The sequence below is a fragment of the Gemmobacter sp. genome (assembly GCF_046292685.1).
GTDB lineage: Bacteria > Pseudomonadota > Alphaproteobacteria > Rhodobacterales > Rhodobacteraceae > Wagnerdoeblera.
The window spans coordinates 80,738-105,633 of record NZ_JBKBQM010000002.1; the positions used below are offsets into that span (position 1 = coordinate 80,738).

Annotated in this window: 22 protein-coding genes; 14 read left to right on the top strand and 8 right to left on the bottom strand. The window is 69.2% G+C overall.

Annotated elements, in window-relative coordinates:
* Nucleotides 1-23: 23 nt before the first annotated feature.
* A complete protein-coding gene (locus tag ACK4S2_RS00995) occupies nucleotides 24-260 on the top strand; it encodes a YdcH family protein (RefSeq protein WP_409619415.1) in 237 nt (78 codons plus the stop codon).
* Nucleotides 261-322: 62 nt separating this feature from the next.
* Here the strand turns inward: ACK4S2_RS00995 and ACK4S2_RS01000 are convergent, their stop codons facing one another.
* Together ACK4S2_RS01000 and ACK4S2_RS01005 are read right to left on the bottom strand one after the other, a co-directional pair.
* Complete coding sequence (locus tag ACK4S2_RS01000) at nucleotides 323-1,657, bottom strand: D-amino acid dehydrogenase (RefSeq protein ID WP_409619417.1); 1,335 nt, start codon at nucleotides 1,655-1,657, stop codon at nucleotides 323-325.
* An 87-nt stretch (nucleotides 1,658-1,744) separates the two neighbouring features.
* Complete coding sequence (locus ACK4S2_RS01005) at nucleotides 1,745-2,371, bottom strand: transglycosylase SLT domain-containing protein (protein WP_409619419.1); 627 nt, start codon at nucleotides 2,369-2,371, stop codon at nucleotides 1,745-1,747.
* Nucleotides 2,372-2,577: 206 nt separating this feature from the next.
* On the opposite strand from ACK4S2_RS01005, the gene ACK4S2_RS01010 reads away from it, so the two are divergent.
* The 3 genes from ACK4S2_RS01010 (at nucleotide 2,578) to gatB (ending at nucleotide 5,525) form a co-directional block, all read left to right on the top strand.
* Nucleotides 2,578-2,835 carry a hypothetical protein gene (locus ACK4S2_RS01010; RefSeq protein ID WP_409619421.1) on the top strand — a complete coding sequence of 86 codons (258 nt, stop codon included), beginning with the start codon at nucleotides 2,578-2,580 and terminating at the stop codon, nucleotides 2,833-2,835.
* 15 nt (nucleotides 2,836-2,850) lie between these two features.
* The gene (locus tag ACK4S2_RS01015) at nucleotides 2,851-3,948 is read left to right on the top strand and encodes a hypothetical protein (RefSeq protein WP_409619423.1); all 1,098 of its coding nucleotides are present in this window, start codon (nucleotides 2,851-2,853) and stop codon (nucleotides 3,946-3,948) included.
* A gap of 65 nt (nucleotides 3,949-4,013) precedes the next feature.
* Complete coding sequence (gatB, locus tag ACK4S2_RS01020) at nucleotides 4,014-5,525, top strand: Asp-tRNA(Asn)/Glu-tRNA(Gln) amidotransferase subunit GatB (RefSeq protein ID WP_409619425.1); 1,512 nt, start codon at nucleotides 4,014-4,016, stop codon at nucleotides 5,523-5,525.
* On the opposite strand, the gene ACK4S2_RS01025 is transcribed toward gatB, so the two are convergent.
* Entirely contained in the window at nucleotides 5,491-6,558 is a 1,068-nt protein-coding gene (locus ACK4S2_RS01025; RefSeq protein ID WP_409619427.1) for a LacI family DNA-binding transcriptional regulator, read from the bottom strand. The two genes, gatB and ACK4S2_RS01025, sit on opposite strands and share 35 nt — an antisense overlap.
* 95 nt (nucleotides 6,559-6,653) lie before the next feature.
* On the opposite strand from ACK4S2_RS01025, the gene ACK4S2_RS01030 reads away from it, so the two are divergent.
* Genes ACK4S2_RS01030 through ACK4S2_RS01060 form a run of 7 tightly spaced genes read left to right on the top strand, consistent with a single transcriptional unit; the run spans nucleotide 6,654 to nucleotide 15,484 of the window.
* Nucleotides 6,654-7,751, top strand: coding sequence for a glycoside hydrolase family 105 protein (locus ACK4S2_RS01030; RefSeq protein WP_409619429.1), 1,098 nt, complete (start codon nucleotides 6,654-6,656; stop codon nucleotides 7,749-7,751).
* Nucleotides 7,751-8,578, top strand: a complete 828-nt coding sequence (gene kduI / locus ACK4S2_RS01035) for a 5-dehydro-4-deoxy-D-glucuronate isomerase (RefSeq protein ID WP_409619431.1) — start codon at nucleotides 7,751-7,753, stop codon at nucleotides 8,576-8,578. The genes ACK4S2_RS01030 and kduI overlap by 1 nt, the downstream gene beginning before the upstream one ends.
* A 10-nt stretch (nucleotides 8,579-8,588) precedes the next feature.
* Nucleotides 8,589-11,060, top strand: a complete 2,472-nt coding sequence (locus tag ACK4S2_RS01040) for a hypothetical protein (RefSeq protein ID WP_409619433.1) — start codon at nucleotides 8,589-8,591, stop codon at nucleotides 11,058-11,060.
* Between the two features lie 39 nt (nucleotides 11,061-11,099).
* Nucleotides 11,100-12,362, top strand: a complete 1,263-nt coding sequence (locus ACK4S2_RS01045) for an ABC transporter substrate-binding protein (protein WP_409619435.1) — start codon at nucleotides 11,100-11,102, stop codon at nucleotides 12,360-12,362.
* A gap of 4 nt (nucleotides 12,363-12,366) precedes the next feature.
* Nucleotides 12,367-13,380 carry a carbohydrate ABC transporter permease gene (locus ACK4S2_RS01050; protein WP_409619437.1) on the top strand — a complete coding sequence of 338 codons (1,014 nt, stop codon included), beginning with the start codon at nucleotides 12,367-12,369 and terminating at the stop codon, nucleotides 13,378-13,380.
* Nucleotides 13,377-14,426 (top strand): carbohydrate ABC transporter permease, encoded by a 1,050-nt coding sequence (locus ACK4S2_RS01055; RefSeq protein WP_409619439.1) that lies wholly within the window; start codon nucleotides 13,377-13,379, stop codon nucleotides 14,424-14,426. The genes ACK4S2_RS01050 and ACK4S2_RS01055 overlap by 4 nt, the downstream gene beginning before the upstream one ends.
* An 11-nt stretch (nucleotides 14,427-14,437) precedes the next feature.
* Nucleotides 14,438-15,484, top strand: coding sequence for an ABC transporter ATP-binding protein (locus tag ACK4S2_RS01060; RefSeq protein WP_409619441.1), 1,047 nt, complete (start codon nucleotides 14,438-14,440; stop codon nucleotides 15,482-15,484).
* A 6-nt stretch (nucleotides 15,485-15,490) separates the two neighbouring features.
* On the opposite strand, the gene ACK4S2_RS01065 is transcribed toward ACK4S2_RS01060, so the two are convergent.
* Nucleotides 15,491-16,411, bottom strand: coding sequence for an alpha/beta hydrolase family protein (locus tag ACK4S2_RS01065; RefSeq protein WP_409619443.1), 921 nt, complete (start codon nucleotides 16,409-16,411; stop codon nucleotides 15,491-15,493).
* 216 nt (nucleotides 16,412-16,627) lie between these two features.
* On the opposite strand from ACK4S2_RS01065, the gene glpD reads away from it, so the two are divergent.
* The 3 genes from glpD (at nucleotide 16,628) to ACK4S2_RS01080 (ending at nucleotide 20,800) form a co-directional block, all read left to right on the top strand.
* Nucleotides 16,628-18,211, top strand: a complete 1,584-nt coding sequence (glpD, locus tag ACK4S2_RS01070; RefSeq protein ID WP_409619445.1) for a glycerol-3-phosphate dehydrogenase — start codon at nucleotides 16,628-16,630, stop codon at nucleotides 18,209-18,211.
* A 71-nt stretch (nucleotides 18,212-18,282) separates the two neighbouring features.
* Nucleotides 18,283-19,767, top strand: a complete 1,485-nt coding sequence (gene glpK, locus ACK4S2_RS01075; RefSeq protein ID WP_409619447.1) for a glycerol kinase GlpK — start codon at nucleotides 18,283-18,285, stop codon at nucleotides 19,765-19,767.
* A 112-nt stretch (nucleotides 19,768-19,879) separates the two neighbouring features.
* Nucleotides 19,880-20,800 carry a calcium/sodium antiporter gene (locus ACK4S2_RS01080; protein WP_409619449.1) on the top strand — a complete coding sequence of 307 codons (921 nt, stop codon included), beginning with the start codon at nucleotides 19,880-19,882 and terminating at the stop codon, nucleotides 20,798-20,800.
* On the opposite strand, the gene ACK4S2_RS01085 is transcribed toward ACK4S2_RS01080, so the two are convergent.
* From ACK4S2_RS01085 to ACK4S2_RS01100, 4 genes are all read right to left on the bottom strand, one after another.
* On the bottom strand, nucleotides 20,797-21,924 hold the full coding sequence (locus ACK4S2_RS01085; protein WP_409619505.1) for a metal ABC transporter permease: 1,128 nt from the start codon (nucleotides 21,922-21,924) through the stop codon (nucleotides 20,797-20,799). The genes ACK4S2_RS01080 and ACK4S2_RS01085 overlap by 4 nt on opposite strands.
* A complete protein-coding gene (locus tag ACK4S2_RS01090) occupies nucleotides 21,924-23,051 on the bottom strand; it encodes a metal ABC transporter permease (RefSeq protein WP_409619451.1) in 1,128 nt (375 codons plus the stop codon). The genes ACK4S2_RS01085 and ACK4S2_RS01090 overlap by 1 nt, the downstream gene beginning before the upstream one ends.
* A gap of 118 nt (nucleotides 23,052-23,169) precedes the next feature.
* Nucleotides 23,170-23,928, bottom strand: a complete 759-nt coding sequence (locus tag ACK4S2_RS01095) for a metal ABC transporter ATP-binding protein (RefSeq protein ID WP_409619452.1) — start codon at nucleotides 23,926-23,928, stop codon at nucleotides 23,170-23,172.
* The gene (locus tag ACK4S2_RS01100; protein ID WP_409619454.1) at nucleotides 23,925-24,881 is read right to left on the bottom strand and encodes a metal ABC transporter solute-binding protein, Zn/Mn family; all 957 of its coding nucleotides are present in this window, start codon (nucleotides 24,879-24,881) and stop codon (nucleotides 23,925-23,927) included. Before ACK4S2_RS01100 ends, ACK4S2_RS01095 begins: the two co-directional genes overlap by 4 nt.
* Between the last annotated feature and the right edge of the window lie 15 nt (nucleotides 24,882-24,896).

Here is a 24,896-nt window from a genome sequence, read left to right on the forward strand (position 1 = left end):
GTCGAAAGAAGAAGGAGCGCGACATGTCCAACACCCCTCACCTGCTGGCCGACGAGTTCCCGACCCAGGTGGTGCGGCTGCAGATGCTGCAGGATGCGAACACCCATTTCGCCCGTATCTGCAAGGAATACGACGAGGTAAACCGCGCCGTGCACCGGGCGGAAACCCGTGTCGACGTGATGTCGGAAGAAGACGAACAGAAACTGCGCCGCGAACGCGCCCGGCTGAAGGACGAAATCGCCCGGATGCTGGCCGGCTGACCGGCGGGCCTGCGGCGCGAAATGCAAGGGCCCCCGGCGCTGCCGGGGGCCCTTGTCGCATTTCAGGCGCTGGCCGGGCGCAAGGCGCCCGCCGCGCGCGCCGGCCGGGTGCGGCGGCTCGCATACCGCGCCATCCCGAAACCTTCGGTATCGATCTGCGGCGCGCGCCCCGACATCATGTCGGCCAGCACCGCGCCCGAACCGGCGGCCATCGTCCAGCCCAGCGTGCCGTGGCCGGTGTTGGTCCACAGGTTGGCCAGCGGGGTTGCGCCTACTATCGGGGTGCCATCCGGGGTCATCGGCCGCAGGCCGGTCCAGAAGCTTGCCGACGCCAGGTCGCCTGCGCCGCCGAACAGCTCGCCCACCGACTTTTCCAGCGTCGCACGACGGCGCGGGTTCAGCGACAGATCGAACCCGGCGATCTCTGCCAGACCGCCCACGCGGATCCGGTCGCCGAGGCGGGTGATGGCCACCTTGTAGGTTTCGTCCATCACGGTCGAAACCGGCGCCCGCGCGGCATCGACGATCGGAAGGGTGATCGAATAACCCTTCACCGGCTCCACCGGCAGGCGCAGGCCCAGCCCTGCCACCAGCCTGGGCGACAGCGACCCCAGCGCCAGCACATAGGCATCTGCCACCATCACCCCTTCGGTCGTTTCCACCCCGGTCACGCGGCCCATGCTGGCACCCAGGCCGGTGATGCCGACGCCGTAGCGGAAGGTCACCCCCATCGCTGCGGCGCGGTCGGCCAGCGCATTGGTGAACTTGAAGCAGTCGCCGGTTTCGTCGCCCGGCAGGCGCAGGCCACCGGCGATGCGGTCGGCGGCTGCGGCCAGCCCGGGTTCGGCGGCGATGCAGCCGGCGCGGTCCAGCACCTCGAACGGCACGCCGTCGGCCTTCAGCACGGCAATGTCCTTTTCGGCCGCAGCCACCTGGGCTTCGGTGCGGAACAGTTGCAGCGTGCCTTGCTGGCGTTCGTCAAAGCGCACGCCGGTTTCGCGGCGCAGGTCGGTCAGGCAATCGCGGCTGTATTCGGCCAGCCGCACCATGCGGCTCTTGTTGCGCTGGTAGGCCGGGGTGGTGCAGTTCGACAGCATCTCGGCCAGCCAGCGCAGGCGGCCGGGGTTCAGCGTCGGGTGCAGCACCAGCGGCGCGTGGCGCTGGAACGCCCATTTCAGCGCCTTCAGCGGAATGCCCGGCGCCGCCCAGGGCGCCGAATAGCCGGGGCTGATTTCGCCTGCATTGGCAAAGCTGGTTTCCAGCGCAGGCCCCGGCTGGCGGTCGATGACCGTCACCTCATGCCCGGCGCGGGCCAGATACCACGCCTGCGTGACCCCGATGACCCCAGCCCCCAGAACGATGATGCGCATGTGCCCGTGCTCCTGTTCGCGTTGCACGGGTTTTAGCTGCGCCGGGCCGAGATTTCTTCGCGATTTCAGGCGCCGAAAGCGCGCATACTCGAAGTTCTTTGCGCGATATCAGCCTTAGCCCGCATATTCCGGCGGACCATAGGGTTTGGGCGCAACAGTCTTCGGCGAATCGAGCTGGCAATAGGCCTGTTCGCGCGTCCAGGCGGCGATCTCGGCCAGCTTGCTGCGGTTGCGCATCGGGCCCCAGTCGGCCGCCAACCCGCCCCATCCGCCGGGCCCACCGGCAACCACGCCCGTCGCCTCGACCTGTTCCGATGCGATGTTGACCGCACAGGCCAGGTTCGAGGCGCCGTCATACAGCGCCCCGGCATCGCAGCCATAGGCGCGCGCCGTGCCCGGGGCGATCTGCAGCAGGCCGCGATATTTGCCGCCTTCGCCCTTGGCCCGCGGGTTCCAGGTGCTTTCGTGCTCGGCAAGCGCCGAGAACAGCCCGACCCAGAAGGCGCGACGGTCGGCTTCGTTCGCCTTGGTATAGGCCGGGCAGAAGGTGGCGATGTCGGCGGGCACGCTTTGCACCAGACGCTTTCCCGTGCCTTTCAGGGCAACCAGCGTGGCCTGCGTCCAGGCACCGGCTTCGGGGCGGTGGTCCCAGCGGGCGACGGGCACTTCGGCCAGCGCGGGCGAAACGGCAAGAAACCCGAGGGTCAGGGCGGCAGGCAGCAAGCGGGTGACAGAGGTCATCAATCCGGTCCGATGGCACCGGACCCGAGTGTCCGGCCCGCAAGGGCTGCCTTGCAGGATGGCGGTCTGGCAACCCGCCCCCCTGCCACAGGCCGGATTCGGGCGGAAAGCCGCCGGTTTGGTCCCGAAATGACCCTTGCAAGGCCCGATTTTCGCCGCCGGGCGCGGCCAGGATGCCAAGACCAGCACCAAGAAAGACAAGCGCAATGACCTACGTTGCCGATTCCGTCCCGCCAATTCCGCGCGCCAGGCGCCCCTTTCTTCGCATGATTGCCGGGCTGCTGAAGGCCACGGCCAACCCGCGCGCCGCGTCGCAGCCCATGCTTGCGCCGCCGTCCAGCGGCCCGGCGGTCGAGGCGCTGGTCGATGCCGATGTCGCGCGCATGGCGCAGTTCGGCTCCTGGTCGGCGCTGCGCGACGACCTGCGCGCCAGGGCCGAACCGAACCGCAGAAACAGCGCCTGATCCCGGAGCACCGCCATGACCGACGCCGCCCCCTCACGCCTGAAACTGCCCGCCCATACGCTGCGGCTGTCGCTTCCGGTCGGGCAACTGGCGCAAGGCGGGCTGCACCTGGTGCGCAAGCTGGGGTTGGGCGCGCCCTCGGACCGCCGCCTGCGCACGGCGCTGGACCTGCCGGTGCTGGACAGGGCGCCCGCCGACCTGACGGCGGCCGCCGTGGCAGCCGAGGTCGGCGCCATGACCGGCACAGGCGACTGGTCGGGCGTGCACGCGCTGATCCACGAGTGGGACATGACGCGCGCCGCCACCCCGCAGGGCGCGCGCAAGGCCCGGATCGCGGCACATGCGTTGATCGGCGCCGAAGCCGCAGAAGCCTTTGCCGCCCGTGCAGCGGCAGCCCCGCAAGACCCGGTTGCCGCCGCGCTGGCCGCGCTTGCGCTTCTGCGCGGCGGGCACGATCCCGAACAGGCGGCGCGCTGGATCGACCCGTTCGAGCCGGCGGCCATGGCCTCGCCGCTGCTGGCCGAGGCGCATTACCGCCTGGCCCGGGCCTGGCCGCAAGGCGGGCACGACCTCGACGACGCCCACGACGACTGGGCCGACCTCGACCCGGCCGATGCCGCCGTCTGGGAAACCCACGCCGCCCAGCTGATCCGGTCGTCCGAGGGCGATCTTGCCCCCCTGGCGGCAGCGGCCGAGCGTGCAGAGTGGCAAACCGAACGCTGGCTGGGCAAGGGCGGCTATGCGCTGTTCCTGCTGCCGGTGTTGCCTGCCGCCCCGGCGGTGTGGAACCGCATCGACCCCGAACGTCTTGCCGCTGCCATGCTGGATCTGGCGCGACACCGCCACAAGGATCAGGGCGCGGTCAACCGGATCGCGGCCGACTGGGCCCGCCTTGGCGAAACGGCACCCGCGCCGCTGCGGCCGCTGCTGCGCACCAGTTACCGGCAGCTGCTGGAAGAATGCCTCAACACCCTGGTTCCTGCCGCCTGGGATCTGCCCGAAGCGCAGGCCCGGCGGCGGATCGCCGAGGCGTTCCTGCCCGAGTTGCGCATCGGGGCCTGCCTGCGCGCCACCCCGGCCGGGCTGCGGCTGTGCGACCCGAGCGCGGCCTGACAAGCATCTTGAAGCCCCGCGCCCCAGCGACTAGGAACGGCTGACGCCGTCTTGCGGGGAACCCGATGCTTGATCTGACCTTCCAGCCGCCGAAAGCCAAAGTCATCGCCGGGGCGAAAGCCGACTGGGAACTGGTGATCGGCATGGAGATCCACGCGCAGGTGTCGTCGAACGCCAAGCTGTTTTCCGGCGCCTCGACCGCGTTCGGGGCCGAGCCGAACTCGAACGTGGCCTTCGTCGATGCCGCGATGCCGGGGATGCTGCCGGTCATCAACGAATTCTGCGTCGAACAGGCGGTGCGCACGGGGCTGGGGCTGAAGGCGCGCATCAACCTGATGTCGGCCTTCGACCGCAAGAACTATTTCTACCCCGACCTGCCGCAAGGCTACCAGATCAGCCAGCTTTACCACCCGATCGTGGGCGAAGGCGAAGTGATCGTCGAGATGGGCCCCGGCATCGCGCGCCGGGTGCGGATCGAACGCATCCATCTGGAACAGGACGCGGGCAAGTCGATTCACGACATGGACCCGAACCTGTCCTTTGTCGATTTCAACCGCACCGGCGTCGCGCTGATGGAAATTGTCAGCCGCCCCGACATCCGCGGCCCCGAGGAAGCGGCGGCCTATGTGGCCAAGCTGCGCCAGATCCTGCGCTATCTGGGCACCTGCGACGGCAACATGCAGAACGGCAACCTGCGGGCCGACGTGAACGTGTCGGTCTGCCGGCCCGGCGCCTACGAAAGCTATCAGGAAACGCAGGATTTCAGCCACCTCGGCACGCGCTGCGAGATCAAGAACATGAACTCCATGCGCTTCATCCAGCAGGCCATCGAATACGAGGCGCGCCGCCAGATCGCCATTCTGGAAGACGGCGGCGAAGTGGTGCAGGAAACCCGCCTTTACGACCCCGACAAGGGCGAAACGCGTTCGATGCGATCCAAGGAGGAAGCGCACGATTACCGCTACTTCCCCGACCCCGACCTTCTGCCGCTGGAGATCGATCAGGCCTGGGTCGATGACATCGCCGCCCGGATGCCCGAACTGCCCGACGCCAAGAAGGCGCGGTTCATGGGCGACTACGGCCTGACCGACTATGACGCCAGCGTACTGACCGCCGAACAGGACGCCGCCGACTATTTCGACGCGGTGGCCCGCGGGCGCGATGGCAAGCAGGCGGCAAACTGGGTCATCAACGAGCTGTTCGGCCGGCTGAACAAGGAAGGCCGCGGCATCGCCGACAGCCCGGTTTCGGCGGCGCAACTCGGCGGGTTGCTGGACCTGCTGGCCGATCAGACCATCTCGGGCAAGATCGCCAAGGATCTGTTCGAGGTCCTCTGGACCGAAGGCGGCGACCCGGCCGCCATCGTCGAGGCGCGCGGGATGAAGCAGGTCACCGATACCGGCGCCATCGAGGCCGCGGTGGACGAGATCATCGCCGCCAACCCCGCGCAGGTCGAAAAGGCCAAGGCCAACGCCAAGCTGGCCGGCTGGTTCGTGGGCCAGGTGATGAAGGCGACGGGCGGCAAGGCCAACCCGGCCGCGGTCAATGACCTGGTGATGCGGAAGCTGGGGCTGTAAGCCCCGGCGCAGGGCCGCAAGACCCGCGTACCAGCAACCGGCAGGCCAGCTCGATGCGCCGCGCCGGCGTGGCGCCGGCCGTCAGCAGGTCGCGCAGCAGATCGACGGCAGCGGCGCCGATATGCTTCATCGGCATTTCCACGGCACTCAGCGGCGGGCTGGCAAAGGCGCCTTGCGCCAAGCCGTCCATCCCCATCACCGACATGTCCGCCGGCACGCGCAAGCCCAGTGCGGCCAGCGCCTGCAAGGCCCCCAGGGCCAGACTGTCGCCGGTGGCCAGCACCGCGGTAAAATCACGCCCCCCGGCCCTGATCCGGTCGGTCAGGGCGGCGGCCGCAAGTTCGGGCAGCCAATCCGCGACCTCGACCACCAGCGACGGGTCGAAGCCCCCCATGCGGTCGCGCCAGCCTTCCATCCGCCGTTCGATGGTGCGCCGCCCCGGACGGGTCAGCAACAGGATGCGCTGGTGGCCCAGGCGCATCAGATGGTCGGTGGCCAGGGCCGCCGCGGCGCGGTTGCTGGGGGCGACCGACGAAAGCTGCATGGCCGGATCGTCGCCGTTGACCAGCACCACCGGCTTGCCGAACCCGCGCGCCGCCGCCAGCAGCTCGGGCGAATCGAGCGTCAGCAGCAACACGCCGGCCACGCGGGCATCGGCCGCCTGTTGCGCCAGGGCCAGCCGCTCGGCCGCGCTGCCGTCATGGGCAAGGGTCACCACCTCGGCGCGCAGCAGGCGGGCGCGTTCCTCGATGCCTTGCATGACGTTCAGGGTGAACTGGCTGCGCGCATAATCCTGCAAGGCAGCCGGGCTTGCCACCACCAGCAGGTGCTGACCGGCGAGGGTCGAAGGCAGGGCATAGCGGAACTCCTGCGCCTTTTTCTGGATCCGCTCGGCCAGATCGGCGCGCACCCCGCCCGCCCCCGACAAGGCGCGCGACACGGTGGCCACCGAAACGCCGCAAGCCTCGGCCAGATCCTCCAGCCGGATGCGGCGGGTGGCCTTGTTGCGTTTGCCGGGGGGCGAGGCGCGCATGGCAGGCTCCGTGTTTGCAAGAATTTTACAGATTGCGCAAATTTTTTGCAACCGCATTGTCAAAGGCCAGACATCGCGTTGCCCTTGGGGGGATCATGCAACCGCAAGCCGACCTGATCCGGCAAAAGCTGGGCCAACTGGTTCAGGGCCTGACCGCGCTGCGCCACGACGGGCGGTTTCACGAACCGAACCTCGACGGAACGGCCGGCGACTACATCAGCTTCGACAGCTGGGAATGGCCGCAAGGCGTGGGGCTTTACGGCCTGGCGCAACTGTGGCGCCGGCACCGCGACCCGGCCCTGCTGGCGCTGCTGGAAGGCTGGTATGCCCGGCATCTGGACCGCGGGCTGCCGGGGCTGAACATCAACACCACCGCGCCGATGCTGGCCTTGTCGATGATCTGGGCCGAAACGCGCGATCCGCGCTGGCAACCCGCGCTGGATGCCTGGGCAAACCGGCTGATGACCGAAGCCCCGCGCACCGAAGAAGGCGGTTTTCAGCACGACGTTTCCGACAAGGTGAACCCGGGCGAGCTGTGGGACGACACGCTGTTCATGGCCGGCCTGTTTCTGGCGCGCTATGGCCAGGCTTCGGGCCGCGCCGAACTGGTGGACGAAGCGATCCGGCAGTTTCTGGTGCACACCCGCTATCTGTCGGACCCGGAAACCGGGCTGTGGTTCCACGGCTGGACCTTCGAAGGCCGCCACAACTTTGCCCGCGCCCGATGGGCGCGCGGCAATGCCTGGGTCACCGCCTGCATCCTCGATCTGTTCGAAACCGGGGTGCTGCCGGGCGGGGTGCAGATGTATCTGCAAGGCGTGCTGGAATCGCAGGTGCGCGCCCTGCTGGGCTTGCAGACCGCCAGCGGCGCCTGGCGCACGCTGCTGGACGACCCGACCAGCTACGAGGAAATCAGCGCCACTGCTGGCTTTGCCTATGGGCTGCTCAAGGCGGCGCGTCAGGGTATCGGCGGGGCCGACTGGGCGGCGGCCGGATGGCGCGCCCTGGCCGCGGTGCTGGCCAACATCGACGCCAGCGGCACGGTGCAGAACGTCAGCTACGGCACGCGCATGGGGCACGATCTGCAATTCTACCGCGACATCCCGCTGCAACCCACCGGCTACGGTCAGGCGCTGGCGATCCTGTGCCTGGTCGAGGCCGAGGGCCAGCTGGCCGTGCAGGAGGCCGCCTGATGGACATGCGCCATGGCGTGAACCCTCTGGATTACCGCACCTGGGATACCGACCGGATGCGGGCCGAATTTCTGGTGCAAGGCGCCTTTGGCGGCGGCCTGCGGCTGACCTATACGCATATCGACCGCATGATCGTCGGGGCCGCGGTGCCCGGGGCGGCGCCGCTGACCCTCGGTTCGGGCGCCGATGTCGGCACGCCGCATTTCTTCGATGCGCGCGAGGCCGGGGTGGCGAACCTTGGCGCGCCGGGGACGGTCACGGTGGACGGCACCGCCTTTCGGCTTGAAAACCGCGATATCCTTTATGTCGGGCGCGGGGCGCGGTCGGTGACGTTTGCCAGCGACACGCCCGAGGCGCCGGCGCGGTTCTACCTCAACTCCGTGCCGGCCGGGGCCGAACATCCGCACCGGCTGATCCGCCGGGCCGAGGCCAAGCCGCTGCATCTGGGCGAGGCGCGCAACTCCAACATCCGCACCCTGCGCATGTATATCCACCCCGAAGTGGCGCCCTCGTGCCTGCTGCTGATGGGCATTACCGACATGGTCGAAGAGTCGGTCTGGAACACGATGCCGCCCCATGTGCACGACCGGCGGATGGAGGCCTACTGCTATTTCGATCTGGCGCCCGAGGACCGGGTCGTCAAGCTGGTGGGCACCCCCGAGCACACGCGCAGCCTGATCGTGGCCGATGGCGACATCGTGCTGTCGCCGGCCTGGTCGATCCACATGGGCGCGGGCACCGGGCCATATGCCTTTGTCTGGGGCATGACCGGGGAAAATCAGGCCTACACCGACGTGATGCCGGTGCCGGTGGCGCAACTTCGATAGGTTTTCGAACATGAGCGGCTTTCTGTCTCATCCTCTGATCCCCGGTGCCGCGCTTGGCTACTGGCGCGTGGGGGCCACCGCGCAGGCGCGCTACGACCTGCCCGACATGGCGATGCAGGGCGAGATGGACCCCTTTTTCTTCCTGACCAAGGACAAGAATTTCATCCCGCACGAATACCCCTGCCGCACGCAGTTTGCCGCCGAGCGGCGCGGCCGGCGCCCGGAGGCTGCCGGCGAATTCCAGCCGGTGCGCAACTGGCTGCCTTTCGGATCGTCCCGGCTGGACCTGTCGGGGTTCTGGTTCCGGCCGACGCAGCTGGGCACCTGGGCGGAATGCGTGATCCGGGCCGAAGCGGCCGGTGCGGCCCGTCTGGCCTTGCGCACCTGCGGCGGTGCAGTGCTGTGGGTGAACGGCGCCGAAGCCGGCTGGATGGCCCCCTACAGGCGCAACGCCGAATCGGTGGCCGAATTCGACGTGACCTTGCAGGCCGGCGACAACACGATCCGGCTGTGGTTCGACGACCTGGCCGAGCGGGATGCGCGTTATTACGTGCAGCTCGACTGGCTGTCGGGGCCGGCGGCCAGCGCAGGCATTCCGGTGGCGTGCAGCACCGATCTGGCCCGGGCGGTCGAAACCGCACTGGCCACCATGCACTTCGACGCGCCTGCCTATACGGGCGGAGAGGTGGCGCTGGTGCTGCCGCACCCGATTCCGGCTGCGGTGGACGTATCGGTGCGGGTCGAGGGCGATTTCATGTCGCACCACCCCGCAGCGCTGACCCGCCACCTGCCCGCAATGGGGCAGCGGCTGGTGATCGACCGGGCCGAAAACCTGCCGGGCGACTTTCGCCACTTCATCACCACCCTGTCGGCGCAGGGCTTTGCCGCCACCCGCACCTTCGGGGTCGAGGTCTGCGACGCCGCGGCTCAGGGCCCTGCCCCGGCCGACCCTGCCGCCCGCATCGCCGAGGCGCTGGACTGGGTCGCCGAACGCGGCGAGCCCGATACCGTGGCAGCACTGGCGCGCCTTGCGCTGGGTCGGGGCGACGCGCGCACCGAAGCGATGATCGACGCCACATTGCCGGCGATCGAGGATTGCTGGGATTGCGCCGATTTCGCGCTGGTGCCGCTGCTGTGGGGCCGGATCCGTTTCGGGCAGCTGCTGTCCGACCGGCTGCGGGCGCGGATCGACGCGGCGATCCTCGGCTATCGCTACTGGATGGACGAACCCGGCAACGATGTGCAGTGGTATTTCAGCGAAAACCATGCGCTGCTGTTTCACACCTCGGCCTATCTGGCGGGCAACCTGCTGCCCGATGCGACCTTTGCCCGTTCCGGGCGCAAGGGGGCGGAACAGGCGGCGGTGGGGCGCGCGCGCGTGCGCGCCTGGCTGGACCATTTCGAGGCCTGGGAGATGGCCGAGTTCAATTCGGCCCCCTATTTCCCCATCGACCTCAAGGGCTTGACGGCGCTGTTCGCCCTGGCCCCCGATGCCGATATCCGCGACCGCGCCGGCCGCAGCATCGGGCGGCTGCTGGAGCATGTCGCCAATTCCTGCCACCACGGCATTCTGACCGCAGCGCAGGGGCGCAGCTACGAGCATACGCTGCGCGCAGGTCGCACGCTGGAACTGTCGGCGATCACGCGGATGCTGTGGGGGCTGGGCCGGTTCGGGGCGCGGTTCCACTGCGTGCCCGGGCTGGCGCTGGCGATCCGCGACCACGGGTTGCAGCCCGACCCGGCGCTGGCGGCGCGCGCAAGCCTGGACGCGGGCGAACAGGAATGGGCCTTTGCCCAAGGCGAAAACCGTTTTGCCGCACTCTACCATGCCAAGACGCCGGCCTGGGCGATGGGGTCGGCCGCGGGCTATCGCTGGTTCGACTGGGGCTATCAGGAAACGCTGATCCACGCGCGGCTGGGCCGCAACCCCGACGCCCAGGTCTGGATCAACCAGCCGGGCGAGGTGATCCATTCCGGCTATGGGCGCCCGTCCTACTGGGGCGGCTCGGCCAGCATTCCGCGGGTGCAGCAGTATCGCGGGCTGGCCGTGGTGTGGTTCGATGGCCAGCCCGAACAGCCCGACTTCACCCATGCCTGGTTTCCCGCGCCGGCTTTCGACGACCTGCGCCTGTCGGGCGACCTGGCGGCGGCGCGTTCCGGCGACGGCGCGTTGCTGATCCGGGCCAGCGCCCCGCTGGAGCGCGTGACCGAAGGCCCCGCCGCCGGATGCGAGCTGCGCTTGCCAGGCCGCCACGGCTGGTGGCTGCTGCGCACCGGCCGGGCCGAGACGCTGGACGCATTTGTCGCCCGACATGCCGCCTTGACGCTGGCGGGAACCGGACCGCACGCTATGCTGACGGTCGAAGACCCGGACTACGGCACGGTCACCTTTCACCCCGACGGCCGCGTCGAGGCCGAAGGCAGGGTGATCGACCCCAAGGCATTCACCGTCGAAGGAGAGCGGCGGCTGAAGCACGACTGATCCCCGCAGCACGGGGGCACGACAGAGGAGGAGGAAACGATGACCAGATACACGATGGGGCTGGCGCTGGCCGCCAGCCTGATGGCCTCGACGGCGCTGGCAGGCGACGTGCGGATGATGTGGTATTCCGACGGCGTCGAAGGCGAGGTGATGAAAGACCTCGTGGCCCGCTTCAAGGCGGAAAACCCCGGGATCAACCTGATCCTCGACGAGGTCGCCTACAAGGTGGTGCAGGAACAGCTGCAAATCCAGCTGGAAGCCGGCGAAGGGCCCGACATTGCCCGGGTCACCAACATCAAGACGCTGGCCCCGCACTGGCTGGACCTGACGCCCTATCTGGCCGACCCCGCTTACTGGCGCACCAATTTCGGCGCCCATGCCGACTGGATGCGGGTTGACGGATCGGATGCCATCACCGGCTTCATGACCCAGCTGACGCTGACCGGCGGCTTTGCCAACGCGACCCTGTTCGAACAGGCCGGCGTGGCCTTGCCCGGCAAGGGCGCCACCTGGGACGACTGGGTGAACGCCGCCGACCAGGTCGCCAAGTCGCAAGGCACCGCCGCGGCCTTTGCCATCGACCGTTCCGGCCACCGCATTTCGGGCCCGAACGTCAGCTATGGCGCCAACTACATCGGTGCCGACGGCAAGCCCGCCCCGGTGGACGACGGGGTCAAGACCTTTGCCGGCAAGCTGGTGAACTGGGTGGCCGAAGGCAAGATGCTGAAGGACACCTGGGTTGCGGCCTCGGGTTCCACCTACCGCGCCGCCGCGGACGACTTCATCAACGCGCAGATCCCGTTCTATTATTCGGGTTCGTGGCAGATCGCCAACCTTTCGACCAAGATCGGCGATGGCTTCGACTGGGTGGCCACGGGCTCGCCCTGCGGCACCGCGGGCTGTTCGGGCCTGGCCGGCGGCGCGGCGCTGGTGGCGGTGAAATACACCAAGAACCCCGCCGAGGTCGCCAAGGTGATGGAATTCTTCGCCCGCGAGGACATCGTGAAGGAGTTTTCCGAGCGCACCCTGTTCCTGCCGGCCCATGCGGCGGTGGCGGCCAAGGGCGGGCTGAACTGGCAGACCCAGGACAAGAACGTCGGCGCGGCGCTGGATGCCTTTGTCGCGGCCTCGGCCGACATCCTGCCCGGGGCGGCGGCGTTGCCGGCGTGGAAATGGGCCTCGGCCTATTACGGCGCGATGGTGAACCGCATCAGCCAGGTGATGGCAGGCGAGCTGAAGCTGGACGAGGCCTTTGCCAAGATCGACAGCGACATCGCCGAACAGGTCGCGGCGGCGAAGTAAGGCGATGGCATCCTTTGGTGCATGGGCGGGGGCCGTGGTCACGGCCCCCTTGCGGGGTATCGCGCAGCTGCTGGATGCGCCCTTGCGCCTCTGGCAACGCCTGGCCGGGCAATCCGGCATGGTGGCGTTCTTCCTGCTGCCGAACATGGCGGTCTTCGGCATCTTCGTGCTGGTGCCGCTGGGGCTGAACATCGCCTATTCGCTGACCACGGGCGGCGCGCTGTTCCTGGCCGACCGGCAGTTCGTGGGCCTTGGCCAGTATCAACGTCTGCTGACCTGCCAGGACTACACCGACATCCTGACCTGCCAGGAAGACCAGTTCTGGACCGCGCTGTCCAACACCGCGCTGTTTGTCGTGGTGCAGGTGGCCGCGCTGATCGTGCTGGCCACCGCAACCGCGCTGATCCTGAACCGCGAACTGCGCGCGCGCAGTTTCTGGCGCGCGGTGTTCTTCTTTCCGGTCCTGCTGTCGCCGGTGGTGGTGGGGTTGATCTGGCGCTGGATCCTCGACCGCAACGGCGTGCTGAACGCAGGCCTTGTGGCCGTGGGGCTAGACCCGGTCAACTGGCTGCTGGACCGCAACTTTGCCTTTGCCGCCGCCGTGGGGGTCACGATCTGGGCGCATCTGGGCTTTTTCGCGCTGATCCTGCTGGCGGGGCTGCAAGCCATTCCGCGCGACCTGTACGAGGCGGCGGAAATGGATGGCACGCGACCCGCGCGCGTGTTCTGGCGCATCACCCTGCCCTTGCTGATGCCCAACATGCTGGTGGTCATCGTGCTGGCGCTGATCCGCGCGGTGCAGGTCTTTGACGAAGCCTATGTGCTGACGGGCGGCGGCCCGGGCACGGCCACTCTGTTCCTGACGCAATACATCTACGAAGTCGGCTTCGCTTCGCTGCTCAAGAACCCGGGCCTGGCGGCGGCGGCCTCGATTTTGATGGGCGGTGTGCTGGTGGTGCTGACGCTGCTGCAACTGGCGCTCGGGCGGCGCAACGAACGAAAGGCGAAGATGAAATGAGCAGCCTTGCCGCCTTTCTGACCCGCCGCCGCGGCGGCGCCCGCTGGGACTGGACCGATGCGGTCACCTTTCTGTGGCTGGCGGCGGGCGTGTTCATCATGTTCGGGCCAGCGCTGTGGCTGGTGCTGTCGTCGCTGAAATCGCCGGCGCAACTGTCGGAGTTTCCGCCCACGCTGCTGCCTTACGAGGCACGGACCGCCGAGGTGCCGGGCTATGACCGGCCCCTGCCGCTGTTCGTGGTGACCGACGAAGCCGGCACCCGCACCCTGGCCGAGGTGCGCCGCGTCGGCACCGTGGCGCAGATGGTCGACCCCGAGAACCCGGCCGAGATCGTGCGGGTGAACATCGCCAACCGCACGCCCGACCGGGCGGTGGGCGCCAGCTGGGGCAACTACCTTGACCCGTTCCTGCGCTTCGACTTTCTGCGCTATACACAGAACTCGGTGTTCGTCACCGTGGTGGCCACGCTGATTACGCTCTTGACCAACTCCATGGCGGCCTTTGCCTTGTCGAAATACAGTTTCCGGGGCCGCAACGCGGTGATGCTGCTGATCGTGGCGACGCTGATGATTCCGCTGTCGGTGATTCTCGTGCCGCTTTATTCCATCGTGGCGGGGGTGGGGTTGATGAACAGCCTGTGGGGGGTGATCCTGCCCACGGTGGCCACCCCGACCGGCGTTTTCCTGCTGCGGCAATACATGCTGACCATCCCGGACGAGCTGCTGGAGGCCGCGCGCATGGACCACGCGAGCGAATGGCAGATCTATTGGCGCATCGTGCTGCCGCTGACCGCGCCGGCGCTGGCGGTGCTGGCGATCTTTTCGGTGGTCTGGCGCTGGAACGATTTCCTGTGGCCGCTGATCGTGCTGAGCCGGCAGGAAGTATATACCCTGCAGGTCGGCCTGAATGCCTATGCCGGCGAGCTGAACGTGCAGTGGCATTACCTGCTGGCCATGACCGTCATCACCATGATCCCGGTGGTTCTGGTCTTCGTGTTCCTGCAACGGTTCATCACGGCGGGCATCGCCGGAACCGGCCTGAAATAAGGGAGGGCCGCATGGGCCGCATCGTTCTGAAGGATATCCGCAAGTCCTATGGCGCGGTAGACGTGCTCAAGGGCATCGACCTCGACATCCGCGAAGGCGAGCTGGTGGTGTTCGTCGGGCCTTCGGGCTGCGGCAAGTCCACGCTGCTGCGCATGATCGCGGGGCTCGACCGGCCCACCTCTGGCGCCATCGAGATCGACGGCGCGGACGTGACGCAACGCTCGGCGGCCGACCGGGGCCTTGCGATGGTGTTTCAAAGCTATGCGCTGTATCCGCACATGACGGTGCGGGCCAACATGGCCTTCGGCTTGCAGAATACCCGCATGCCCAAGGCCGAAATCGACGCCCGTATCGCCGAAGCCGCGCGGATGCTGGAAATCGAGCCGCTGCTGGACCGCCGCCCCGGGCAGTTGTCGGGCGGCCAGCGCCAGCGCGTGGCCATCGGGCGGGCCATCGTGCGGCGCCCGACCGCCTTTTTGCTGGACGAGCCGCTTTCGAACCTCGATGCCGAGCTGCGGGTCAGCATGCGGGCCGAGCTTTCGGCGTTGCACGACCGGCTGAAGGCCACCATGATCCACGTCACCCACGATCAGGTCGAGGCGATGACGATGGCCGACCGCATTGTGGTGCTGCGCTCGGGCAAGGTGGAACAGGTGGATACGCCGCTCAACCTGTACAACCGGCCGGGCAACCTGTTCGTCGCGGGCTTCATCGGTGCGCCGGGAATGAACCTGTGGGCGGGCAGCGCAGCCCCCGGCGGGTTTGCGGTGCAAGGCGGGCCGGTGCTGCCGGTGGCTGCCCCCGCGGGGGCCGCCACGGTGGGCCTGCGCCCGCAACATCTGGTTCTGGACCCGGTGGGCCCGATGGCGGCAAAGGTCGCGCTGGTCGAGGCGCTGGGGGCCGAAAGCGTGATCCATGCCGGGCTCGATGGCGGGGCGCCCTTGCTGGCGGTGTTGCCGGGCCAACCCGGGTTGGTGCGCGGCGATACAGTGCGGCTCGGGTTCGACCCGGCGCATCTGCACTGGTTCGACGCGCAGGGCCTGCGAATCGGCGGCTGAGGCGTCTCAGGCCAGTTCGGCTGCCAGAAAATCCAGCACGGCGGCGCGCATCGCCGCGGTTTCGCGGTGGCCTTCGTCGGGTTCGCGGTGCACCTGCAAGGTGCCGCCAGCGCGGCGATAGGCAGCGCGCAGTTGGGCAAGGGCCGGGGCCGTCGCCTCGGGCGGGGTCAGCGGGTCGCGGTCGCCCAGGCCTGCGAACTGCGCCCGCGGCGCCACCAACCCGGCGATGCGCCCGTTCGGCGCGATGCGCAACAGGCCGGGAACGGTCAGGTAAGGCCCATGCAGATCATGCGCGCCCGACGCGATCAGCGCGGCGAAATCGGCCAGGCAGCATTCGTGCGCCAGGGCCCGGACGCGCAGGTCGGCCGCCGCCAGCCAGTAGCCCAGCGTCGCCCCCATCGAGATGCCGAAGACGCCCAGCCGGTCGGCCCGCACCGCGGGCTGCGCCGCCAGCCAGCCAAGGGCCCAGGCGTTTTCGCCCAGCATCTGCCCGGCCAGGCTGCGCCCGTGCCACAACGCCGCCTTGGCGGCCGCGCATTCGTTCGCCACACCGTCGGCCGCCTTCAGCCGCGCCCCGAAGCCTGGCATGTCGAGACACAGGCTGGCAATGCCGCGCGCGGCCAGCGCGGGGCCGATCGGCCCTTGCAAGGCCGGTCGGCCCTTCAGCAGCTCGTCGGCCCCGATGGCATGGCGGTTGCCATGCGCATGGATCACCAGCACGGCCGGCACCGGCGCCGCCCCCTCGGGGCGCAGCCAGATGCCGCGCACCGGCTCGCCCGAGGCGCTGCGAAAGGCCAGTTGCACCGCCACGGTTCCGGCCGGCGCCGGCAAGGCGGTGGCCGCGCCCGGGCATTCGGTCAGGGGGTGCAAGTCCAGTTCGAACAGGCGCCGAAGCCGGGCGCGCAGGCGGGTCGAAGACGGTTGCATGCGGCCCCCGATTGGCGCGGCCCATTGCCAGCCGCCCAGGCAGGGTGGCGAAAATGGCCGGGCAACACAAGCCTTTCGCCGGAACGGGCAGGCGCGTCTGGCGCCACGCGGAGCGCGAAAATGTGCGAATCGGCGAAAATCGCGCTTATTCGATCAAGCTTTATTGACAGAACGACCGAAATCGCGTGTTATCGGCACCGGATCGACGAGGCACCCATGAACACCCCCACCCCTGCGCCCCCGGGCGCGATTTCCGACCTGTTCGTCATCGGCGGCGGAATCAACGGTTGCGGCATTGCCCGCGATGCCGCTGGGCGCGGGCTGTCGGTGGTGCTGGCCGAACAGGGCGATCTGGCGCAAGGCACCTCCAGCGCCTCGACCAAGCTGTTCCACGGCGGCTTGCGGTATCTGGAGTATTTCGAGTTCCGCCTTGTGCGCGAGGCGCTGGAAGAACGCGAAACCCTGCTGGTCGCCATGCCGCACATCAGCTGGCCGATGCGCTTCGTGCTGCCGCTTTCGCCCGACATGCGGTTCGACAACGACACGCCTACCGCCCGCCTGCTGGGGCGGCTGATGCCGTGGATGCGCGGGCGCCGCCCCGACTGGCTGATCCGGCTGGGGCTGTTTCTCTACGACCATATGGGCGGGCGGCGCATTCTGCCCGGCACCCGCACGCTGGACCTGACGCGCGATGCGGCCGGCAAGGCGTTGCAACCGCGGTTCCGCAAGGCGTTCGAATATTCGGATGCCTGGGTGCAGGACAGCCGCCTTGTGGTGCTGAACGCCCGCGATGCCGCCGCACGAGGCGCGCGCATTCTGACGCGGGCGCGGGTGGTGGCGGCAACGCGCACCGGCGACCACTGGACGGTCACGGTTCAGCGCAACGGCACAACCGAAACGCACCGTGCGCGGGCGCTGGTGAATGCCGCAGGGCCTTGGGTGGAATCGGTGTTGCGCAACGTGACGCGCGTGAACTCGGGCGACGGGGTGCGGCTGGTGCGCGGCTCGCACATCGTGGTGCGGCGGATGTTCGACCACGACCGCTGCTATTTCCTGCAAGGCTCCGATGGCCGCATCATCTTTGCCATCCCCTACGAGCAGGATTTCACCCTGATCGGCACCACCGATCAGGACCACCGCGGAGAACCCGGCCAGGTCGCCTGCACCGACGCCGAGCGGGATTACCTGCTGGCCTTTGCCAACCGCTATTTCGCCCGCGCCTTGACGGCAGACGATGTGGTCTGGACCTATTCCGGCGTCCGGCCGCTGTATGACGATGGCGCAAGTTCCGCCACCGCCGCCACGCGCGATTACGTGCTGCGGCTGGATGAAAACGGCCCCCCGCTGCTGAACGTGTTTGGCGGCAAGATCACCACCTACCGCCGCCTTGCCGAAAGCGCGCTTGCGCGGCTTGCGCCGCATTTCCCGCAGGCGCGCGGGGCCTGGACCGCGCGCGTGGCCTTGCCGGGCGGCGATTTTCCGCATGACGGCGTGCCGGCACTGGTGGCACGGATCGAGGCGCGCTACCCCTTTCTGCCGGCCGGGGCGGCCGCGCGGTTGGTGCGCCACTACGGCACGGAGAGCTTCGATATTCTGGGCGACGCCACGGGTCCGGCCGACCTTGGCCCCGACTTCGGCGCCGGGCTGACCGGGGCCGAAGTGCGCTGGCTGATGACGCACGAATGGGCGCGCACCGCCGAAGATGTGGTCTGGCGCCGCACCCGCTCCGGGCTGCGCCTGACGCCCGATCAGATCGCGGCGCTCGACCGCTGGATGCAGGCGCAGGCCCTGGCGGCCTGACGCAGGCCCCCTTGCACCCGACGCCTGCACGGGAAAAGTTGCGGGCATCCGTCAGCTTGTCCGGGGAACCCATGCGCCATATCCTTGCCATCGACCAGGGCACCACCTCCAGCCGGGCGATCCTGTTCGACGCCGCCTTGCGCCCGCTGGCCACCGAACAGCGCGAGTTCCCGCAATCCTACCCCGCGCCCGGCTGGGTCGAACACGATCCGGCGCATCTGTGGGGCACGGTCCGCGACTGTGTGACCGGCGTGCTGTCCCGGGCCGGCATCGCTGCGGTGCAGGTGGCGGCCATCGGCATCACCAACCAGCGCGAAACCACCCTGATCTGGGATCGCGCCACCGGCGCCCCGCTGCACCCGGCGATCGTCTGGCAGGACCGGCGCACCGCCGACACCTGCGCGGCCTTGCGCGCCGGCGGGCACGAACCGGCAATCACCGAACGCACGGGGCTGCTGCTCGACCCCTATTTCAGCGCGACCAAGGCGGCGTGGATCCTCGACCACGTGCCGGGCGCCCGGGCGCGCGCCGAACGCGGCGAACTTGCCTTTGGCACCGTTGATACCTGGCTGATCTGGAACCTGACCGGCGGCCGGGTTCATGCCACCGACGCCACCAACGCCGCGCGCACCATGCTGTTCGATATCGGCGCCGGGGCCTGGGATGCTGGCCTGTGCGACCTGCTGCGCGTGCCTCTGGCGATGCTGCCTCAGGTGCGCGATTGCGCAGCCGATTTCGGCACCACCGACCCGGCGCTGTTCGGGGCCGCCATCCCGATCTGCGGGGTGGCCGGCGACCAGCAGGCCGCGACGATGGGCCAGGCCTGTTTCAGCCCCGGCATGATGAAATCGACCTATGGCACGGGGTGCTTTGCCTTGCTCAACACCGGGTCGGACCGGGTGGCATCGCGCAACCGCTTGCTGACGACCATTGCCTATCAACTTGGCGGGCGGCGCACCTATGCGCTGGAAGGGTCGATCTTCATCGCCGGCGCGGTGGTGCAATGGCTGCGCGACGGGTTGGGCGTGATCGAAAGCGCCGCCCAGACGCAAGCCCTGGCCGAGCAGGCCGACCCGGCGCAACAGGTCGTGCTGGTGCCGGCGTTCACCGGCCTCGGGGCGCCCTGGTGGAACCCAGAGGCGCGCGGCGCCGTGTTCGGCCTGACGCGCAACACCGGCCCGAAGGAACTGGCGCGGGCGGCGCTGGAAAGCGTGGGCCACCAGACCCGCGACCTGCTGGACGCGATGCGCGCCGACTGGGGCACCGCCCCCGAAGGCGTGCTCAGGGTCGATGGCGGCATGACCGGCAGCGACTGGACGATGCAGTTTCTGGCCGACATCCTGGGCGCGCCGGTGGACCGCCCGCAGGTCACCGAAACCACCGCGCTGGGTGCGGCATGGCTGGCCGGGTTCCAGGCCGGGCTTTGCCCGGGTCCCGAAGGCTTTGCCGAGGCCTGGGCGCTGGAGCGACGCTTTGCCCCGCAGATGGCGCCGGAGCGGCGCGAGGCCGCCCATGCGCGCTGGCGGCGTGCCGTGGCCGCCACACTGTCGGTCTGATCCCGCGCCCGATCCGCGCAGCGCACAATTCCGCCGCCCGGCCCCTTGTCGCCTGCGCGCGCGCGCCCCATGTGCGCGCAGCGACAGACCCGGACCCCGGAAGGAACGACTCTTGGACTATGTGCTGCTGATTGCCGGATTTATCGGATTGTTTCTGGGCGGCGATGCGCTGGTGCGCGGCGCCGCGGGGCTGGCCCGAAGATTGGGCATCCCGCCGCTGGTCATCGGCCTGACCATCGTGGGGTTCGGCACTTCGACGCCCGAGTTGCTGGTTTCGGTGGATGCGGCCATGCGGGGGGTGCCCGACATTGCCGTCGGCAACGTGGTCGGGTCGAACATCGGGAACATCCTGCTGATCGCCGGGCTTTCGGCACTGATCTACCCGATCCGCATCGTGGGCGACACGCTGCGCCGCGATACGGCGGTGATGATGGCGGCGACGCTTGCGCTGGTGCCGCTGTTCTGGCTCGGCAGCATGGGCCGGTTGTCGGGCGGCCTGCTGGTGGCGGCGCTTGCGACCTACCTTTACATCGCGTTCCGGCAAGGCGGCAACGACCACGAAGACACCGGCACCACGGCGGTTCCGCCGGCCTGGGTATCGGTTCTGTGGCTGGTGGGCGGTATCGTGGTGCTGATGTTCGGCGCCCAGGCGCTGGTCGAAGGCGCTGTCAACATCGCCCGCCGCTTCGGCGTCTCGGAGGCGTTCATCGGCTTGTCGGTCGTGGCGGTCGGCACCTCGTTGCCAGAACTGGCAACCTCGGTCATCGCGGCGATCAAGCGCCAGTCGGAAATCGCCATCGGCAACATCGTCGGCTCCAACATCTTCAACATCCTCGGCATCCTCGGCCTGACGGCGGTGATTTCGCCGATTCCGGTGGCCGACCGTTTCATCGGGTTCGATCTGCCGGTGATGCTGGCCGCCTCGCTGGTGCTGACCGCGTTTCTGGTGTTGCGCCCGGTGATCGGGCGGGTCTCGGGCGGGCTGATGCTGGCGGCCTATGCTGCCTACCTGTGGGGGGCGCAGGCGATTTAGCGCCGCTCGCGCCCGGCCGGGTCGAAGATCGCTTGCGCTTCGGCCCGCCCCTTGGCCGTCAGGATCAGCGCATCGCCCTGTCGCTGGATCAAGCCGCGGTCCAGCCCGTGCAGGATGACCGAGGCCGCCTGTTTAGGCGTCCAGTGCAGGTGGGCCGAAAGTGCCGCCCCGGTGCATTCGATGCGCGCCTCGGGGCCGTCCTCGTGGGTGTGCAGGTGCGCCACCATCGTGCGAGCGGCGCGGTCGGCCGCCTCGGACTGGCGCCGGCGCCAGCGCGCCAGCACCCCGCGCTGCGGCGCCGCCAGCAAGGCCAGCGCGAACATGGCCCCGGCGCAAACCGCCATCATGCCGCCGATGGAGACATCCAGCGCAAAGGCCAGCGTCTGCCCCGCCGCAGCGGCCAGCAGCGCAACCCCCATCGCCAACCCCAGCGCGCGGGCCGGCCGGTCGGTCAGGAACAGCGCGGTGGCCGAAGGCACGATGGCAAAGGCGATGAACAGGATCGCCCCCACCGCGTCGAAACTGGCCACCGCCGTCACCGAGGTCAGCACCAGCAGGGCCTGATGCAGCGCCCCCGGCGCCAGCCCGAGCGCCGCGGCCAGCGCAGGGTCGAAGCTGCCCAGTTTCAGTTCCTTCCAGAATGCCGCGACGAAGGCGGCGTTGACCAGCGCCACCAGGGCCAGCGTCAGCACAGCCACCGGCACCTCGACCCCGGCCACATGCTGCGTCTCCAGCCAGACAAACCCGATTTCGCCCAGCAGGACGGTATCGACATCGACATGCACGTCGCGGGCATGCAGGTTGATGAGCAGAACGCCGGCCGCGAAAAGGGCCGGGAACACCAGCCCGATCGCCGCGTCCGAGGCCACCAGCCGGGACCGTTGCAGCATCCCCGTCAGGCTGACGGTCGCCACGCCGGCAAGGGCAGCGCCCAGCAACTGCACCGGCCCGGCGGTGGCGCCGGTCAGCATCCACACCAGCACGATGCCCAGCACGATGGAATGGGCGACCGCATCGGTCAGCATGGCGGTGCCGCGCAGCACCAGGAACAGGCCCAGCGGCGCCGCAGCGACCCCCACGAGAGCGCCGGTCAGCCAGATGGCGACAAGCGGTTCGGCCAGCATCACGCCCGCCCTCCGTCATTCGGTGCCGGCGCGTCGTGCGCCCCGGCCTCGGCTTGCCCCTTGCGGGTCAGCACCCAATGCCGGGTGGTTTCCGGCGGGTGCGACACCTCGGAGACCAGGCCTTCGGCTTGCAGACGATCCAGCGTGCGCGCGGTGGCGGTGCCGTGGGCCGCGTCGATCATGCCGGCCTCGGCGCGATAGTGCGGGTCGCCGTGCGCCCGGCCGAGCGCCGCCAACGTCGACAGAACCCGGGTGCCTTCCAGCTGCGCGGCCAGGCGCCGGTCGCGCAGCACACGCCAGACCGCGCCGCGCCCCGGTGCCAGCGCCAGCGACACGGCGGCGATGGCCGTGGCGATCAGCACCACCACCGGCCCTGTCGCAAGCCCGCGTGCGCCCGCCGAAATCACGGCGCCGCCCACCCCGGCCAGCACGCCGAAAACGGCGGCCAGCACCGTCATCGGCCACAGCCGCACCACCCAGGCCCGGGCGGCCACCGCCGGCGCAATCAGCATGGCGGTCATCAGCACGACGCCGACCATCTGCAAGCCCACGACAATCGCCATCGCCATCAGCAGCGTCAGCATGGCCTCGACCGCCGCCACCGGCACGCCGAGGGCGCGGGCATAGTCGCGGTCGAAGCACACAAGCTTGATCCACGGCCAGCCGGCCGCGACGGCCCCCACCGCCAGCAGGCCCACCAGCGCCATGACCTGCACATCGGCCAGCAGCATCGCCGCCGCTTGCCCGAACAGAAACGCCGAAAGCCCCGCCGCCCCGGCCCCGCCGGTCGCCTGCACGTGGCTGAGCAACACGACCCCGCCGGCAAACCAGACCGACAGCACGATCCCCAGCGCCGCATCGGACTTCAGCCGGGTAAACCGGCCGATGGCCAGCACCGACAGCGCCGCCAGGGCCCCGGCGACCAGCGCCCCGGTCATCAGCGCCGGCAAGGCCCGGCCCGCCACCAGATACCCCAGGCACAGGCCGGGCAAGGCGGCATGGGCCAGCACATCGCCCATCAGGCTCTGGCGGCGCAGCACCGCAAAGCTGCCCAGCACCCCGCCCGTCGCCCCCAGCACCGCAGCACCTGCCGCGACGACGCCAATCGTATGGTCAAGCCCGGTCAACCGCGCCCCCCGATGCAACCGGGCAAGGCCGCAGGCCGTGCATTCGCGGATTGCGGTTCCCCGCAAGCAGCTTGCCGGCCGGCCCGATCCGGCAACGGGCGGGCGCAGACGGCGGGTGTCACGCCGCGCCCCCGATCAGGGCGACGCGGCCGCCATAGGCGCGGCGCAGGTTTTCGGGCGTGTAGACCTCGGCAACCGGCCCTTGCGCAATCACCCGCACGTTCAGCATCACCAGCCAGTCGAAATACTTCTGCACCGTCTGAAGGTCGTGGTGCACGACGATCACCGTGCGGCCCTGGTCGCGCAGGCGCTGCAACAGCGCCACGATGGCCGCTTCGGTCACCGCATCGACCCCGGCCATCGGTTCGTCAAGGATATACAGGTCGGGCTCCTGCACCAGCGCCCGGGCGATGAACACCCGCTGCTGCTGCCCCCCCGACAGGTCGGCAATCTGACGCCCTGCGAAATCGGCCATGTCCACCGACGCCAGCGCCGCCAGCGCCTGCGCCCGCGCCGCACGCCCCGGCCGGCGCAACCAGCCAAGCCGGCCGTAAAGCCCCATCTCTACCACATCGAGCGCGGTGGCGGGAAAATCCCAATCCACCGTCGAGCGCTGCGGCACATAGCCGACCCTGCCCCGCGCCTTGGCATAAGGCAGGCCGAAGAACCGCACATGCCCCGCGGTCGGCTGCACCAGCCCCAGCGCGGCTTTCAGCAGGGTCGATTTTCCCGCGCCGTTCGGCCCCACCACAGCGCACATCACCCCCGGCGGCACATCGAGGTCGATGTCCCACAGCACCGGCGCGTTGCGATAGGCAACGGTCAGATCCTCGACATGCAAGGCGATGTGCGGCTCGTGCAAGGCGTCCGGGCTCATGGCGCCACCTTGTGCCGTTCGGCCCAGGGGCGCAAGGCCTCGGGCCAGGGGGCGGCGGTGCCGCCCAACGCCGCGACGATGGCGCGCACGTTCCAGCGGATCATGCCGATGTAGGTGCCTTCGGGGGTGCCTTCGGCCCCCATCGCATCCGAGAACAGCGACGCGCCAAGGTCGGCCCTTCCGCCAGCGGCCTGCACAGCCTCCAGCATCGCCTGGATGCTGCGCGGGTTGATCGTGCTTTCGACGAACACGGCCGGGACGCCGGCGGCCACGACCTCGGCCGCAACCGCGCGGATATCCGCGACGCTGGCTTCGGATTCGGTGGAAAACCCCTGGATCGCCAGCTGCCGCAAGCCATAGGCGCGCGCGAAATAACCAAAGGCATCATGCGCCGTGACCAGCACCCGGGCATGTTCGGGGATGCTGGCGAGGGATTCGGCCGCCCAGGCGTGCAACGCGGCAAGTTCGGCCTGCAACTCCGCCGCACGGCTGTCCAGATCGGCCTGGCAGGCCGGACGGGCCCGGGCCAGTTCCGCCGCGATCGTCGGCACCAGGCGCGACCACAGCGACACGTCCATCCACAGATGCGGGTCGGGGGCACCATCGGCGCCGAGCAGCTCGGCCGGGGGAATGGCCACCTCGCCCAAGGCAGCCACCTGACGGTCGCGGGCCAGACGCGCCAGCACGCTGCCAAGGCGCCCCTCCAGGTTCAGGCCAAGGTGAAACACCACCTGCGCCTCTTGCAGACGCCCGATGTCGGAGGCGCGCGGCTGAAACAGATGCGGGTCGTTTCCGGGGCCGATCAGAACCTTGACCTCGGCGCAGTCGCCGCCCACCCGGCCCGCAAGGTCGCCGATCATGCCGACCGTCGCCAGAACCCGGACCGGCTCGGCCAAGGCGCCGGCCGCCGTCAAGACCAGCGACACCAGACCCGCTGCAATCGCGCCACGCATCCGACACGTCCTCCT

Coding starts and splice junctions, on each gene's coding strand:
- ACK4S2_RS00995 (WP_409619415.1), top strand. CDS start 24: ATGTCCAACACCCCTCACCTGCTGGCCGACGAGTTCCCGACCCAGGTG.
- kduI (WP_409619431.1), top strand. CDS start 7,751: ATGGACATGCGCCATGGCGTGAACCCTCTGGATTACCGCACCTGGGAT.
- glpK (WP_409619447.1), top strand. CDS start 18,283: ATGCGCCATATCCTTGCCATCGACCAGGGCACCACCTCCAGCCGGGCG.
- ACK4S2_RS01005 (WP_409619419.1), bottom strand. CDS start 2,371: ATGACCTCTGTCACCCGCTTGCTGCCTGCCGCCCTGACCCTCGGGTTT.
- gatB (WP_409619425.1), top strand. CDS start 4,014: ATGCTTGATCTGACCTTCCAGCCGCCGAAAGCCAAAGTCATCGCCGGG.
- ACK4S2_RS01040 (WP_409619433.1), top strand. CDS start 8,589: ATGAGCGGCTTTCTGTCTCATCCTCTGATCCCCGGTGCCGCGCTTGGC.
- ACK4S2_RS01100 (WP_409619454.1), bottom strand. CDS start 24,881: ATGCGTGGCGCGATTGCAGCGGGTCTGGTGTCGCTGGTCTTGACGGCG.
- ACK4S2_RS01095 (WP_409619452.1), bottom strand. CDS start 23,928: ATGAGCCCGGACGCCTTGCACGAGCCGCACATCGCCTTGCATGTCGAG.
- ACK4S2_RS01055 (WP_409619439.1), top strand. CDS start 13,377: ATGAGCAGCCTTGCCGCCTTTCTGACCCGCCGCCGCGGCGGCGCCCGC.
- ACK4S2_RS01010 (WP_409619421.1), top strand. CDS start 2,578: ATGACCTACGTTGCCGATTCCGTCCCGCCAATTCCGCGCGCCAGGCGC.
- ACK4S2_RS01045 (WP_409619435.1), top strand. CDS start 11,100: ATGACCAGATACACGATGGGGCTGGCGCTGGCCGCCAGCCTGATGGCC.
- ACK4S2_RS01085 (WP_409619505.1), bottom strand. CDS start 21,924: ATGCTGGCCGAACCGCTTGTCGCCATCTGGCTGACCGGCGCTCTCGTG.
- ACK4S2_RS01030 (WP_409619429.1), top strand. CDS start 6,654: ATGCAACCGCAAGCCGACCTGATCCGGCAAAAGCTGGGCCAACTGGTT.
- ACK4S2_RS01050 (WP_409619437.1), top strand. CDS start 12,367: ATGGCATCCTTTGGTGCATGGGCGGGGGCCGTGGTCACGGCCCCCTTG.
- glpD (WP_409619445.1), top strand. CDS start 16,628: ATGAACACCCCCACCCCTGCGCCCCCGGGCGCGATTTCCGACCTGTTC.
- ACK4S2_RS01065 (WP_409619443.1), bottom strand. CDS start 16,411: ATGCAACCGTCTTCGACCCGCCTGCGCGCCCGGCTTCGGCGCCTGTTC.
- ACK4S2_RS01025 (WP_409619427.1), bottom strand. CDS start 6,558: ATGCGCGCCTCGCCCCCCGGCAAACGCAACAAGGCCACCCGCCGCATC.
- ACK4S2_RS01015 (WP_409619423.1), top strand. CDS start 2,851: ATGACCGACGCCGCCCCCTCACGCCTGAAACTGCCCGCCCATACGCTG.
- ACK4S2_RS01060 (WP_409619441.1), top strand. CDS start 14,438: ATGGGCCGCATCGTTCTGAAGGATATCCGCAAGTCCTATGGCGCGGTA.